The following is a 13,649-nucleotide window of genomic DNA, read 5'->3' on the forward strand; positions in this document are numbered from 1 at the left end:
ATTAGGTGAATCGCACCTAGGCGGCCTGCGGCAGCGGCATGGAGGCGCGCACCATTCGCTTCAACTCGGGGAGGCAGGAGCCGCAATTGGTGCCGCACTGCAATGCAGCTTGAAGCGAATCAAGCCGCTCCTGCTCGCTGCCGGTTCCCTCGGCCAGTTGCGCCGAAATGGCCATGTCGGTCACGTTGAAGCAGGTACAGACCTGCTTTCCGCGCGACTGGACGGCGACCGGTGTCTTCGCGCCGGGTACGAGCAGCAGCCGGCCGTAGGCCTGCGCGGGCAGTTCGTCCTGCAGCAGCGTCTTGATCCACGCCTGGGCGCTCGTGTCGCCCGCCAGGACGAAACCTTCCAGCCGCGCTTCATCGCCGTGGCGCACGAGGCGCATCGCGCGCCGCTGGCCCTTCCTGCGGTCGGCATAGCGCAGCGCATCGGCGCCCGCCACGCCGAACAGGTGCTCGATGCGGTCCATCACCGCATCGGGCGGGGCCTCGTGGCCGGCGGCCCGCAGCAGCACCCCGGCACGCTCGCGGCCGAACGGCACGCACGACGAAAACGGAAACAGCGCCATGACCTGCCGGAGTTCTTCGCGCACATGCAGGGCGGATCCTTCCGGCAGCCAGGCCACCGCCAGCAGCGACCAGGGCAGCTCCGCCTTGAGGATCTTCACGGCGGCGTGCTTGAGTTCCGGCTGCTTCGACGTCGGGCAGAACGCGGAGGTGGTGAGCGCATTCACGCCCGCCAGCGGCTGGCCCGTGTTGGAGAGGCCCCCCAGGTATTCACCGCCCCAGTGCATCGCCATGAACGCCTGGCTCAATCCCACCTGCTCCGTACCCTGCACCGGCACCACGATGGAGCCGCGCTTGCTCGTGAGGTGCACGAGGTCGCCCTCGGCGAGGCCGCGGCGCTGCATGTCCTGCGGATTCATCTGCACCGAGGGCTCGGCGACATGCCCGAACAGGCGTCCGAGCGTGCCGGTGCGGCTCATGCCGTGCCACTGGTCGCGCAGGCGCCCGGTCGTGAGGGAGAAAGGGAAGCGCGATTCGCGCGGCTCCGCGACGGGGCGGTAGGTCACGTTCGCGAAACGCGCCTTGCCGTCGGGCGTGGGAAAGATGCCGTCTTCGTACAGGCGCAGCTTGCCCTGTGCTTCGCCGCTTCGCATCGGCCACTGCAGCGGCGCCTTCTCCAGCAGCGCATAGCTCATGCCCGTGATGTCGAGGTCGCGGCCGCGCGTGGACTCGCGGTGCTCGTTCCACACGGCTTCCACGCCCGCTTCCGGTGCGGTCGTCGAGTAGGGGAAGAGGGTGGCGATGCCGGGCCGCAGCTTGCGCTCCAGCCGGCGCGCGAAGTCGACGGCGATCGCCCAGTCGTGGCGCGTGCTGCCCGGCGGCGGCACTGCGGGCCGCACGCGGCTGATCCGGCGCTCGCTGTTGGTGACGGTGCCGGTCTTCTCTCCCCAGGTGGTGGCCGGCAGCAGCAGGTCCGCATAGTCGCAGGTCGCCGTCGTGAGGAAGGCCTCCTGCACCACGACGAATTCCGCGCGCTCGAGCGCACGGCGCACGGTGGCCTGATCGGGCATGGACTGCGCGGGGTTCGTGCACGCGATCCACAGCGCCTTGATCTCGCCGTCGGCCGCGGCCTGGAACATCTCCACCGCCGTCTTGCCCGGCTTCTCCGGCACGGACGGGACGCCCCACAGCGCCGCCACTTCGGCGCGGTGCTGCGGGTTCGCGAGGTCGCGATGCGCGGACAGCAGGTTGGCCAGTCCGCCGACTTCGCGCCCGCCCATCGCGTTGGGCTGGCCCGTGAGCGAGAACGGTCCTGCGCCCGGCCGGCCGATCTGCGCGGTGGCGAGGTGCAGGTTGATGAGCGCCGCATTCTTCGCCGTGCCGCTCGTCGACTGGTTCAGGCCCTGGCAATAGAGGCTGAGCGTGGCAGGCGACGTCGCGAAGAGGCGTGCGGCCTCCAGCAGGTCTTCCTTGCGGATGCCGCACACCTGCGCGACGCTGTCGGGCGTGCAGTCGCGCACCGTGGCCTTCAGCTCGTCGAAGCCGCTGGTGTGCCGGCCGATCCAGTCATGCCGCACCCAGCCTTCCCACAGCATGACGTGCAGCATGCCGTGGAAGAGCATCACGTCGGTGCCGGGCTGGATCGCGAGGAACAGGTCCGCGATATCCGCGGTGTCGGTGCGGCGCGGGTCGCAGCAGACGATCTTCATCGCCGGGTTGGCGGCGCGCGCCTCCTCGATGCGGCGGAACAGCACCGGGTGCGCCCACGCCGCGTTGCTGCCGGCGATGAAGATGCAGCCCGCGTGGTTCACGTCGTCGTAGCAGCTCGGCGGCGCGTCCGCGCCGAGCGTCATCTTGTAGCCCGCCACCGCGCTGCTCATGCACAGCCGCGAATTGGTGTCGATGTTGTTGGTGCCGATGAGGCCCTTGGCCAGCTTGTTGAAGACGTAATAGTCCTCGGTGAGCAGCTGGCCGGAGATGTAGAAGCCCACCGCGTCCGGGCCGTCCGCGCGGATCACCTGCGCGAAGGTTTCCGTCGCGAAGCCCAGCGCCTGGTCCCAGGACACGCGCGTGGCACGTTCGCCGCGGTGCTCGCGCCGCATCGGGTGCAGGAGGCGCACCTGCTGCGTCACCGCCGCCGCGGCCGTGAGGTGCAGCGTGGAGCCCTTGGAGCACAGCTTGCCGAAGTTGGCGGGATGGTCCGGGTCGCCGCGCACGCCGGTGATCTGCGCGCCGTCGCTCTCGATGATGACCCCGCAGCCGACCCCGCAGTACGGGCAGGTGGAACGGGTCTCCTGCGTCATCCGGCGGTGGCGGTGTCGGTCGCCAGCGTCGCGAGTTCCACCGGGTCCATCAGCACCCGGCCCGCCTCGACCTTGCAGGAGAATTTCTGGGTGCATCCCTCGTCGGGCGCCTTGGCGCAACCGTCGTCCAGGCCGATGGTCCAGTTGTGCAGCGGGCAGGCGACGCTCGTGCCGAAGACGATGCCCTGCGACAGCGGGCCGCCCTTGTGCGGGCACCGGTCCAGCAGCGCGAACACCTGGTCCTGGTCGTTGCGGAACACGGCCACGTCGGTGCCGAGCGGGCGCGCGACGCGCCGCGATCCCAGCACGGGGATGTCGTCGACGCGGCAGATCACGGTCCAGTCCTTCATGTTCATGCCGTCTGCTCCACCGGCGCGATCTTGATGAACTGCCGCGTGTCCACGGACGCCTTGTCGTGCTCGAACCAGGGGTCGGGCTCGCCATCCAAACTGAACTGCAGGCGCTCCCACAAGGCCTTGCGGCCTTCCGCGTCATCCAGCACCTTCTTCTTCACGTAGTCCAGGCCGACGCGGTTGATGTAGTGCACGGTGCGCTCGAGGTACCAGCCCTCTTCGCGGTAGAGCTGCAGGAAGGCGCCGCTGTACTCGAGCACTTCCTGCGCGGTCTTGAGCTTGACGAAGAAGTGGGCCACCTCGGTCTTGATGCCGCCGTTGCCCCCGACATAGATTTCCCAGCCGGAGTCGACGCCGATCACGCCCACGTCCTTGATGCCCGACTCCGCGCAGTTGCGCGGGCAGCCCGACACGGCGAGCTTCACCTTGTGCGGCGCGTACATGCGCCAGAGCGCGCGCTCCAGGTCCTTGCCCATCTGCGTGCTGTCCTGCGTGCCGAAACGGCACCACTCGGAGCCCACGCAGGTCTTCACCGTGCGCAGCGCCTTGGCATAGGCGTGGCCGGACGGCATGCCGATGTCCTTCCACACATCCTGCAGGTCTTCCTTCTTCACGCCCAGCAGGTCGATGCGCTGGCCGCCCGTGACCTTCACCGTCGGGATCTTGTACTTGTCCACCGCGTCGGCGATGCGGCGCAGCTCGTCGGCCGTCGTCTCGCCGCCCCACATGCGCGGGATCACCGAGTAGGTGCCGTCCTTCTGGATGTTGGCGTGGCTGCGCTCGTTGATGTAGCGGCTCTGCGGATCGTCCTTCGCCTCCTTGGGCCAGGTGGACAGCAGGTAGTAGTTGATCGCGGGGCGGCAGCTTGCGCAGCCGTTGGGCGTGCGCCATTCCATGAACTTCATCGTGTCCGCGATCGCGAGCAGGTGGTTCGTCCTGATCGCTTCGCGCACCTCCTGGTGGCTGTGGTCGGTGCACCCGCACATCGCCTTCCTCTTCGGCGCGGCGGAGTAGTCGCCGCCGGCGGTGAACATGAGGATCTGCTCCACGAGCCCCGTGCACGAGCCGCAGCTCGCGCTCGCCTTGGTGTGCTTCTTCACCTCGTCGATGGTAAACAGGCCCTTCTCCTTGATCGCCTTGCAGATCGTGCCCTTGTTCACGCCGTTGCAGCCGCACACTTCCGCGTCGTCGGGCATGGAGGCCGCCTTGGTGTGGCCCTCATGGCCCGCGTCGCCGAGGCTCGATTCGCCGAACATCAGCTTGTCGCGGATGTCGCTCACGTTGCGGCCGTCGCGCAGCAGCTTGAAGTACCAGCTGCCGTCCACCGTGTCGCCGTAGAGGCAGGCACCCACCAGCTTGTCGTCCTTGAGCACCAGCTTCTTGTAGACGCCGCCGAAGGGATCGCTCATCACGATCTCTTCCGTGCCTTCGCCGCCCATGAACTCGCCGGCGGAGAAAAGATCGATGCCCGTCACCTTCAGCTTGGTCGAGGTGAGCGAGCCGGTATAGCGGCCGATGCCGAACCGGGCGAGGTGGTTCGCCGCCACCTTCGCCTGTTCGAAGAGGGGCGCCACCAGCCCGTAGGCGATGCCGCGGTGCGCCGCGCACTCGCCGACCGAGTAGATGCGCGCATCCGTCACGGTCTGCATCGTGTCGTTGACCACGATGCCGCGGTTGCAATGCAGGCGCATGCTCTCGGCGAGCTGCGTGTTGGGCCTGATGCCCACTGCCATCACCACCAGGTCTGTCTCCACCCGGGTCCCGTCCTTGAACCTGATGGCGGTCACGCGCCCGTCGGGCCCGCCTTCCAGCTCCTGCGTCTGCGCGCCGATCATGAATTTCAGGCCGCGGTCTTCCAGCGACTTCTGCAGCAGCTTGCCTGCCACGTCGTCGAGCTGGCGCTCCATCAGCCAGGGCATGACATGCACCACGGTGACGTCCATGCCGCGCAGCATCAGCCCGTTGGCCGCTTCCAGCCCGAGCAGGCCGCCGCCGATGACCACGGCCTTCTTGTACTTCGTCGACGCCTCGATCATCGCGTTGGTGTCCGCGATGTCGCGGTAGGCGATGACGCCCTGCAGGTCCTTGCCCGGCACCGGCAGGATGAAGGGGTTGGAGCCTGTGCACATCAGCAGGCGGTCGTATTCCTCCTCGGTGCCATCCTCCGCGCGCACGATGCGGCGGACGCGGTCCACTTCCACCACCTTCTTGCCGGCGTGCAGGCGGATGTGGTTCTCCGCATACCACTCCCAGGAGTTGAGGATGATCTCGTCGACGGTCTGCTCGCCTGCAAGTACCGGCGACAGCAGGATGCGGTTGTAGTTCGGGTGCGGCTCCGCGCCGAACACGCTGATGTCGTAGAGCTCGGGCGCGACCTTCAGGAGCTCCTCGAGCGTGCGCACGCCGGCCATGCCGTTGCCGATCATCACGAGTTTCGATTTCTTCACTTCGCTCTCCCTTGGGTTGCGTTCAGGCCCGCAGGGCGACTTCGGCCGCGGCGGGCCTGGCCCGCGCCGCGGCAATGGGCTCGACCTTGCGTTGCTTCTCGTACAGGAAGGTGAGGATTTCCTGGCGGCAATGGTTGTAGGTGCGGTCCTCCGCGAGCTGGATGCGGTTGCGCGGGCGCGGCAGGTCGATCGGCAGGATCTGCCCGATGGTGGCCGACGGCCCGTTCGTCATCATCACCACGCGGTCGGAGAGCAGCACGGCTTCGTCCACGTCGTGCGTGATCATCATCACGGTATTGCCCAGCTCCGACTGGATGCGGATCACCTCGTCCTGCAGGTGCGCGCGCGTGAGCGCGTCCAGCGCGCCGAAGGGCTCGTCGAGCAGCAGCACCTTGGGCTCCATCGCGAGCGCGCGGGCGATGCCCACGCGCTGCTTCATGCCGCCGGAGATTTCCGAAGGCAGGCGGTTGAGCGCGTGCGACATGCTCACCATCTCCAGGTTGCGCAGGATCCATTCCTTGCGCTCGGCTGCCGTCTTCGTTTCGCGGAAGATCTTGTCGACGGCGATCTCGACGTTCTGGTAGACCGTGAGCCAGGGCAGTAGCGAGTGGTTCTGGAACACCACCGCGCGATCCGGCCCGGGGGCGTTCACCTCGCGGTTGTCGAGGATCACGCCGCCCGAGGTTGCGCGCAGCAGGCCGGCGACGATGTTGAGCACCGTCGACTTGCCGCATCCCGAGTGGCCGATGAGCGAGATGAATTCGCCGCGCTGGATCGCGAGGTCGATGCCGCTCAGCACGGGGTTGGCGGACGGCCCGTTGCCGAAGACCATGTCGACCTGCGAAAGGGTGAGGTAGGCGTTGGTGTTGCTCATGGCGGTTCCTTTCAGCTCGCGGAGGTGCCGCGGGTGATCTTTCTTCCGATGAAGGCGACGATGCGGTCGAGCAGGAAGCCGATGATCCCGACGTAGACGAGCGCGAGGATGATGTCGCTGATGCGCGAGGAGTTCCACGCGTCCCAGATGAAGAAGCCGATGCCCACGCCGCCGATCAGCATTTCCGCCGCGATGATCGCGAGCCAGGACAGGCCCACGCCGATGCGAAGCCCGGAGAAGATGAAGGGCGCCGCGGCGGGCAGCATGATCTTCACGAAGTACTCGATGCCGTTCAGGCGGATCACCTTCGCGACGTTGCGGTAGTCCTCGGGGATGTTGCGGATGCCGATCGAGGTGTTGATGATGATCGGCCAGATCGACGTGATGAAGATGACGAAGATCGCGGAAGGGTGCCCGTCGCGAAAGCCGGCCAGCGAGATCGGCAGCCACGCGAGCGGCGGCACGGTGCGCAGTACCTGGAACAGGGGGTCGAGCCCGCGCAGCGCCCAGGTCGACTGGCCCACCAGCACGCCCAGGCTCACGCCCACCACGACGGCGATGGAGTAACCGAAGGCCACGCGCTTCAGGCTCGCGATGAGCTGCCACGCGATGCCGACGTCGTTGCCGCCGCGGTCGTAGAAGGGGTGCACGATCAGCTCCCAGGTGTCCTGCACCACCTTGCTGGGCGGCGGCAGCGACGCGCCGGGGCGCGAGCCCAGCAGCTGCCAGATGACCAGCAGCAGGCCGATCACGATGATGGGCGGCAGGACGTGGGTCGCCAGGTACTTGCCCGTGTTCTTCAGCGCCGCCATCCCGGGCTTGGCGCGGGGTGCATCGGCGAGCGGCAGGGCGGTGGTGATCGCGTTCATGCCTGCCCCTTACGCCGACTTGATGTTCTTGATCGCCAGGCTGTCGAGGTACTTCTTCGGGTTGGCCGGGTCGAACACCTTGCCGTCGAAGAATTTCTCGACACCCCGCGACGTGGACGTGGGGATGTCCTTCGCGGCGACGCCCAGCTCCTTCGCCGCGGCGCGCCAGATGTCCTCGCGGTTCACCTTGGCGATGAGCGACTTGGTGTCCAGGTTGGGCGGCAGGTAGCCCCAGCGCTGGTTCTCGGTGAGGAACCACAGGTCGTGGCTCTGGTAGGGGTAGGACGCGTTGTCCTTCCAGTAGCGCATCTGGTACTTGCTGTTGGATTCGACGCGGCCCGTGCCATAGTCGAAGTCGCCCTTGATGCGGTCGACGATGTCCTCCACCGGCGCGCTGATCCAGCGGCGGCGCGAGCAGATCTCGGCGACTTCGGCGCGGTTCTTCGGGTCTTCGCAGAACATCTGCGCTTCCATGATGGCCTTCAGCAGTGCCTTGGTCGCGTTGGGATTGGCGGCGACGTAGTCCGCGCGCATCGCGAAGGCCTTCTCCGGATGGTTCATCCAGAGTTCGCTGGTCGTGAGCGCGGTATAGCCGATCTTCTGGTTGATCAGTTGCCGGTTCCAGGGCTCGCAGACGCAGAAGGTGTCCATGCTTCCCACCTTCATGTTGGCGACCATCTGCGCCGGCGGCACCACGATGGTCGTGATGTCACGGTTGGGATCGACGGCGCCGGCGGCCATCCAGTAGCGGATCCACAGGTCGTGCGTGCCGCCGGGGAACGTCATCGCGGCGTTCACCGGCTTGCCGGTCTTCAGGCGCTTGGCGAGCAGGGCCTTGCCGAACTCCTTGTTGTCCAGGCCGACCTTCAGGTCCTTGTATTCGTTGGCGACCGAGATGCCCTGGCCGCCGAGGTTCAGGCGCGCCAGGATGTTCATCGGCACCGGCACGTTGTTCGCGGTGACGGCGCCCGTGCTGATGAGGTAGGGCATGGGCGTGAGGATGTGCGCGCCGTCGATGCCGCCGGATTTGGATCCCAGCACGAGGTTGTCGCGCGTGGCGCCCCAGGATGATTGCTTGGCGACCTCGACTTCCGTCATGCCGTGCTTCTTGAAGAATCCCTTCTCGTCGGCGACGAAGAGGGGCGCGGCGTCGGTGAGCGCGATGAAACCGAGCTTGGCGGCCTTGGTTTCCAGCGTGGTCCCCTGCGCGTGGACCCGGGGCGCGAAGCCCGCCACGAGGCTCGCGCCCCCGAGCGCCGCGGCGCCCTTGATCACGGTACGGCGCGAGAGTTGCGCGGTCTTGCCTGAAGAATTGCCTTGCATCGTGAGCTCCATCGGTAGCCAAAAAAACAAAAAGGCGTCCACCCCAGCAGTCGCACATGTGCAACTCGGGAATGGACGCCGTTGTCCGGGTTGTGAGGAATGTCCTCGGGCGCCGCCGTTGGCGCCTAACCATGGAGCAGGACATGCAGGGACCGTGCCAGCTTCGCCTACCTGCGGGCGCGAGATCGTAGCGCACGCATTTGGGGTGCGCGGTGGATTCCGGGGCACGCTTTGCGTGCGCGAATCGATGCAGGGGTCAGCGCGGGCGGCCGGGCAGCATGTCGGCCATCGCGAGGACGGCCTCCGCGACATCCACGAGGCGGCGCTTCTGGTTCATGGCCATCTGCCGCAGGCTCTTATAGGCCTCCTCCTCGCTCAGTTGCCGGTGCGCCATGAGCAGGCCCTTGGCCCGCTCGACCACCTTGCGCTCATTGAGTGCGCCGCGCACCGTGTCGAGCTCGTCGCTCATCGCCTGCAGGCGACGGGACTGCTCCTGCACCAGGTCGAAGACCGAGCGCTCCAATTGGGGGCCGAAGCGCGCCAGTCCGGACGCGTCCTGCGCGCCGGCCTGCCGGTGCAGGCCGTCCATCACGGCCTTCTGGTTGCGCAGCGCGTCGCGCGCTTCGGCGATCTTGCGCTCGCACAAGCGCCGCAGGTTGGCGGCCAGCAGGTCCTCGATGGCGCGCATGGCGTCGAGCCGCTGGGTGCAGCAGTCGTACCAGACCAGCACGGCCCCGCTTTCGGCGGGCCCGTCGGCCAGCGCCCACCCGACCCGGCGCAGGCGCTCGAGTTGCGCGAGCGTGCGGTCGTCGTGGCTGGCGTGCTCGGCCGCGACGGCCTGCGCGTCGGCGAAGTCCGCGAAGACCTGGAAGCACTGCTGCTGCTGCTCGATGAGGTGGCGCCATTCGCGCTGCCCGGGCGCGTCGATGCGGCCGCTGGCGAAGGTCGCCGAGCCGAACGCGCGCTCCTGCCCCGCGAATTCCTTACCCTGCATGTAGTTGAACATCGCCACCAGCGCGCGGGAGATTTCCGGGTCGCCGGCACTGTCGGCCGCTTCGAACACCACGGCGAGCAGGCCGGCGACGAGCCGCGCATAGGCCTCGGTCGCCCCGCGCGGGGTCATGGCCTGAGTGGCGACGCGCGAGCGCAGCTCCGGCAGGCCGTCCAGCGCCTGCAGCACGACGGCCACGCGGTGAAAGAGGCGCGCGCCGTTCTGCACGCGCTGCCCGTCGGCGCCCAGGCGCTCGAAGCTCTCGATGGTCTCGCGCTGCAGCGCGTCGCACTGCGCCATCTGCTGCACGCGCATGTCGCCGAATCGCTCGCCGCGCGAGGCGAGGTAGATGTTGGAGATGCCGCGCTCGCGCTGCAGGGCGTGGTTGAAGCGCCCGATCACACCCACGAGTTCGCTCGTCCGCGCGAGGCGTTCGAGCTCGTCGATTTCGCACTGGCGTGCGGCGAGCAGGTAGCTGAGTCCGGACTTCATCGGCCGTGATTCAGCAACAACCGTGCCGCACGAGGGAAAAAGGGGCGGCGATTAGACTCGTCGGCATGAAGGTACTGGGAATCGAATCGTCGTGCGACGAGACGGGCGTGGCGCTGGTGGAAACGCGCGCTGCGGGCGTGCCCGTGCTGCTGGCGCAGGCGCTGCACACGCAGATCGTCATGCACCAGGCCTATGGCGGCGTGGTGCCGGAGCTGGCGAGCCGCGACCACATCCGCCGCGTGCTGCCGCTGGCGGAGCAGGTGCTGGAGCGGGCCGGAGTCGCCAAGGCCGAGCTGGACGTCATTGCGTACACGCGCGGCCCGGGGCTCGCCGGCGCCTTGCTCGTCGGGTCGGGGGTCGCCTGTGCGCTCGGTGCGGCGCTGGGCAAGCCTGTCCTTGGCGTGCACCACCTCGAAGGCCACCTGCTGTCGCCCTTCCTCAGCGCGGACCCGCCGGAGTTTCCGTTCATTGCGCTGCTCGTCTCCGGCGGCCACACGCAGCTCATGCGCGTGGACGGCGTGGGGCGCTACGAATTGCTGGGGGAGACGATCGACGACGCGGCGGGCGAAGCTTTCGATAAATCGGCCAAGTTGCTGGGGCTGCCGTACCCGGGCGGGCCCGGGCTCTCGCGCCTGGCCGAAAGCGGGGACCCGGCGGCGTTCAAGCTGCCGCGTCCCTTGCTGCACAGCGGCGACTTGGATTTTTCTTTCGCGGGACTGAAGACCGCTGTGCTCACGCAGGCGAAGAAGCTGGGAGACGAGCTCGAAGCACGCAAGGCGGACCTCGCGGCGTCCACGCAGGCGGCGATCGTCGACGTCTTGGTGAAGAAGTCGCTCGCGGCGCTGGATCGCAGCGGGCTGCGCCGCATCGTCGTGGCCGGTGGGGTGGGTGCGAACCGGCTGCTGCGGTCCGAATTGAATGCGGCGTGCGCGAAGCGTGGTGTCCGCGTGCATTACCCTGAGCTGGATTTCTGCACCGACAACGGCGCGATGATCGCGATGGCCGCGGCGATGCGGCTGCAGGCCAACGTGCAAGCGGCCACCGCGGTCTACGCCTTCGACGTGAAACCGCGGTGGCCGCTGGCCGAGCTGTAGTCCTGCTTACTTGACTTCGATCGTGCGGGCCTTGCTCACCGGCACGCTCTTGACCAGCGTGAGCGTCAGGACGCCGTCCTTCAGTTCGGCGCTTGAGGTTTCGGCGTCGAGTTCCGCCGGCAGTTCGTAGGCGGCCTTGTACTGGCGCTTGGCTTCGGCCTTCGTCTCGATGCGAACGATGCTGTCCTCGATGCTGATCGAGAGGTCTTCGCGGGAGACGCCGGGGACGTCGAGCGTGACGGTGAACGCCTTGTCGTCCTGCTCGACCTTCAGGCCGAAGGTGGCGTCATTGAAGAAGCGCTCGAAGCTGCGGTCGAACGAGCGGTGGGACGGGGTGTAGGCGCGGGTGCGAACGACGGGTGCGAAAAACATGGTCATCTCCTGGGCTGAATGAAAAAGGGGGCGAGGGCGTCGGTATCTGCAACCGCGTGTCCTCTACACTCCGCGGCGTTCAACCGTGACCGCCGCATGGCTCACACTTGCAGCCGCGGCACCACTTTTCAAGGGAGATGGGTCAGTGAAAATTCAGCGCCGGCAGGTCTTGAAATCGTTGGGGGCAACGCTATTTGCTCCCGCCCTCGCGTGGCCGCAGGTCGCGGCGGTGCCGGTCAGGATCGCGATGATCGAAGGCCTGTCGGGCGGTAACGCGAACGGCGGCGAGGCGGTGCTGCGCAACCTGGCGTGGGCGGTGGAACGCGTGAATGCACGCGGCGGCGTGAAGCTGGCCGGCGGCGCGCGGCCGCTGGTGCTCACCCGATACGACAGCAAGGGCCAGATCGAGGAGGCGCTCTCCACGCTGCGCTCGGCCATCGACGACGGCGCGCAGTTCATCGTGCAGGGCAACTCGTCGGCGGTTGCGGCGGCGCTGATCGACGCGGTGAGCAAGCACAACGAGCGCGAGCCGCAGCGGCGCGTCGTGTTCCTCAACTATTCCGCGGTGGACCCCGCGCTCACCAACGAGCGTTGCAGCTTCTGGCACTTCCGCTTCGACGCGCATTCGGACATGCGCATGGCCGCGCTGATGCAGGTGCTCAAGGATGATCGTTCCGTCAGAAGCGCCTACCTGATCGGGCAGGACTACAGTTTCGGCCAATCGGTGCTGCGCGAGGCGCGGCGACAGCTCGGCGTGCAGCGGCCGGACGTGCACATCGTGGGCGACGAGCTGCATCCGCTGCTGCGCGTGAAGGACTTCGCGCCCTATGCCGCGAAGATCAAGGCGAGCGGCGCCGACGCGGTGATCACCGGCAACTTCAGCAATGACCTCACGCTGCTCGTGAAGGCCGCGCGGGAGGCCGGGTTCGAAGGCAAGTTCTACACGTTCTACGGCAACGCGCTGGGTGCGCCGGCGGCGATCGGGGACGCCGGGACCGGGCGCATCGTCGCGGTGGCGGACTGGCTGCCGAACGTGCCCACGCCGCAGAGCGAGGCCTTCTACCAGTCGTTCCGCCAGCGCTTCCCGAATCCCGCGGACGACTACGTCCACATGCGCATGCACCTGATGATCGAGGCGCTCGCGCAGGCCATCGAGAAGGCCGGTTCGACCGAAGCCGTGCCGGTGGTGCTGGCGCTGGAGAAAGCCAGCGTGAATTTCCACGGCCAGCGCGGCGCCATGCGCGCGGCCGACCACCAGTTCCAGCAGTCGCTGGTCGTGGGCGTCATGGACCGTCAGGGCAGCCCGGGCGTGAAGTTCGACGTCGAAGGCTCGGGCTTCGGCTTTCGCGTGATCCGCCAGCTGGGGCCGGCGCAAGCCGAGCTGCCCACGAGCTGCAAGATGGTGCGCTTCGACTGATCGCGCGGCTCAGCGCTTGGGCGGCGCGAGGTTCTCGATGTTGCGGTCCGGCGGCTGCGTATTTTTGAAGTCCACGACCATGTCGCCGGGGTTCGTGTCCGAGAAATGCCGAGCCAGGCTTTCGCGATCCCACCCTTTGCCCCCCTTTTGCCGGGCCGTCAGTTCGCGATCCGCCATCACGGTCTCCCAGTAGCCGGGGGAGGGCAGGGCGGCCTCGTAGATCGGGTCGGGCGTGACGGTCCACGCCATGCGCGACAGCCATTGCCGGGCGTCCGGGGCGATCTCCAGGAGCCGGCGCTCGAATTCCGCCTGGAAGGACGAGATGTAGGTGAGGAACCGGGGTTCGTCGATCTGCAGCGAGAAATTGATCTCGATCCAGACCTCTCCCGAGGGCTGCGTCATCGCGTTCATCTCGACGCTGATCCACTGGGGCGGGATGCCGCTCTTCTTGAGCGTCTTGGCGAGGACCACGCGAAGGAGTTCGCGCTTGAGTTCCTGTTCGGCTTCGGAGGGCAGGACGGACGAGGGCCGGGTGGAGGGGCCGGAGGACTGCGGGTTCATGTCACAAAATGTATCACCACCGCGGCGGGGAAGGCAATTCCCTTCTC

The 13,649-nt window shown here is 67.5% G+C and carries 11 protein-coding genes; 2 read left to right on the forward strand and 9 right to left on the reverse strand.

From position 1 onward, the window contains the following. Positions 1 to 16: 16 nt before the first annotated feature. The 7 genes from I5803_RS00450 to I5803_RS00480 all read right to left on the reverse strand — a co-directional run bounded on the left by I5803_RS00450 (position 17) and on the right by I5803_RS00480 (position 10,158). Entirely contained in the window at positions 17 to 2,809 is a 2,793-nt protein-coding gene (locus I5803_RS00450) for a nitrate reductase (protein ID WP_196984464.1), read from the reverse strand. Beyond that, positions 2,806 to 3,159 carry a nitrite reductase small subunit NirD gene (gene nirD / locus I5803_RS00455; RefSeq protein WP_196988411.1) on the reverse strand — a complete coding sequence of 118 codons (354 nt, stop codon included), beginning with the start codon at positions 3,157 to 3,159 and terminating at the stop codon, positions 2,806 to 2,808. Before nirD ends, I5803_RS00450 begins: the two co-directional genes overlap by 4 nt. 2 nt (positions 3,160 to 3,161) lie before the next feature. Next, positions 3,162 to 5,609, reverse strand: coding sequence for a nitrite reductase large subunit NirB (gene nirB, locus I5803_RS00460; protein ID WP_354001605.1), 2,448 nt, complete (start codon positions 5,607 to 5,609; stop codon positions 3,162 to 3,164). 22 nt (positions 5,610 to 5,631) lie between these two features. Beyond that, on the reverse strand, positions 5,632 to 6,483 hold the full coding sequence (locus tag I5803_RS00465; RefSeq protein WP_435520832.1) for an ABC transporter ATP-binding protein: 852 nt from the start codon (positions 6,481 to 6,483) through the stop codon (positions 5,632 to 5,634). Between the two features lie 11 nt (positions 6,484 to 6,494). Beyond that, positions 6,495 to 7,352 carry a nitrate ABC transporter permease gene (ntrB, locus tag I5803_RS00470; protein ID WP_196984465.1) on the reverse strand — a complete coding sequence of 286 codons (858 nt, stop codon included), beginning with the start codon at positions 7,350 to 7,352 and terminating at the stop codon, positions 6,495 to 6,497. A gap of 9 nt (positions 7,353 to 7,361) precedes the next feature. Further along, the gene (locus I5803_RS00475; RefSeq protein ID WP_196984466.1) at positions 7,362 to 8,675 is read right to left on the reverse strand and encodes an ABC transporter substrate-binding protein; all 1,314 of its coding nucleotides are present in this window, start codon (positions 8,673 to 8,675) and stop codon (positions 7,362 to 7,364) included. A gap of 256 nt (positions 8,676 to 8,931) precedes the next feature. Then, entirely contained in the window at positions 8,932 to 10,158 is a 1,227-nt protein-coding gene (locus I5803_RS00480) for a nitrate regulatory protein (protein ID WP_196984467.1), read from the reverse strand. Positions 10,159 to 10,223: 65 nt separating this feature from the next. Here I5803_RS00480 and tsaD point away from each other — a divergent pair, with 65 nt between their 5' ends. Beyond that, entirely contained in the window at positions 10,224 to 11,252 is a 1,029-nt protein-coding gene (gene tsaD, locus I5803_RS00485; RefSeq protein WP_196984468.1) for a tRNA (adenosine(37)-N6)-threonylcarbamoyltransferase complex transferase subunit TsaD, read from the forward strand. Positions 11,253 to 11,258: 6 nt separating this feature from the next. Here the strand turns inward: tsaD and I5803_RS00490 are convergent, their stop codons facing one another. Next, on the reverse strand, positions 11,259 to 11,624 hold the full coding sequence (locus I5803_RS00490; protein WP_196984469.1) for an Hsp20/alpha crystallin family protein: 366 nt from the start codon (positions 11,622 to 11,624) through the stop codon (positions 11,259 to 11,261). Positions 11,625 to 11,769: 145 nt separating this feature from the next. Between I5803_RS00490 and I5803_RS00495 the strand changes: the two genes are divergently transcribed. After that, complete coding sequence (locus I5803_RS00495; RefSeq protein WP_435520833.1) at positions 11,770 to 13,041, forward strand: branched-chain amino acid ABC transporter substrate-binding protein; 1,272 nt, start codon at positions 11,770 to 11,772, stop codon at positions 13,039 to 13,041. A gap of 9 nt (positions 13,042 to 13,050) precedes the next feature. On the opposite strand, the gene I5803_RS00500 is transcribed toward I5803_RS00495, so the two are convergent. After that, positions 13,051 to 13,602: a hypothetical protein gene (locus tag I5803_RS00500; protein ID WP_196984471.1), complete on the reverse strand. Its 552-nt coding sequence runs from the start codon at positions 13,600 to 13,602 to the stop codon at positions 13,051 to 13,053. Positions 13,603 to 13,649 lie beyond the last annotated feature (47 nt).

This window comes from Caenimonas aquaedulcis (assembly GCF_015831345.1).
Taxonomy (GTDB): domain Bacteria; phylum Pseudomonadota; class Gammaproteobacteria; order Burkholderiales; family Burkholderiaceae_C; genus Ramlibacter; species Ramlibacter aquaedulcis.

Excerpts from the sequence above, each read along its gene's own strand:
- I5803_RS00450 (WP_196984464.1), bottom strand. The coding sequence starts at position 2,809 with ATGACGCAGGAGACCCGTTCCACCTGCCCGTACTGCGGGGTCGGCTGC.
- nirD (WP_196988411.1), bottom strand. The coding sequence starts at position 3,159 with ATGAAGGACTGGACCGTGATCTGCCGCGTCGACGACATCCCCGTGCTG.
- I5803_RS00465 (WP_435520832.1), bottom strand. The coding sequence starts at position 6,483 with ATGAGCAACACCAACGCCTACCTCACCCTTTCGCAGGTCGACATGGTC.
- ntrB (WP_196984465.1), bottom strand. The coding sequence starts at position 7,352 with ATGAACGCGATCACCACCGCCCTGCCGCTCGCCGATGCACCCCGCGCC.
- I5803_RS00475 (WP_196984466.1), bottom strand. The coding sequence starts at position 8,675 with ATGCAAGGCAATTCTTCAGGCAAGACCGCGCAACTCTCGCGCCGTACC.
- I5803_RS00480 (WP_196984467.1), bottom strand. The coding sequence starts at position 10,158 with ATGAAGTCCGGACTCAGCTACCTGCTCGCCGCACGCCAGTGCGAAATC.
- tsaD (WP_196984468.1), top strand. The coding sequence starts at position 10,224 with ATGAAGGTACTGGGAATCGAATCGTCGTGCGACGAGACGGGCGTGGCG.
- I5803_RS00490 (WP_196984469.1), bottom strand. The coding sequence starts at position 11,624 with ATGTTTTTCGCACCCGTCGTTCGCACCCGCGCCTACACCCCGTCCCAC.
- I5803_RS00500 (WP_196984471.1), bottom strand. The coding sequence starts at position 13,602 with ATGAACCCGCAGTCCTCCGGCCCCTCCACCCGGCCCTCGTCCGTCCTG.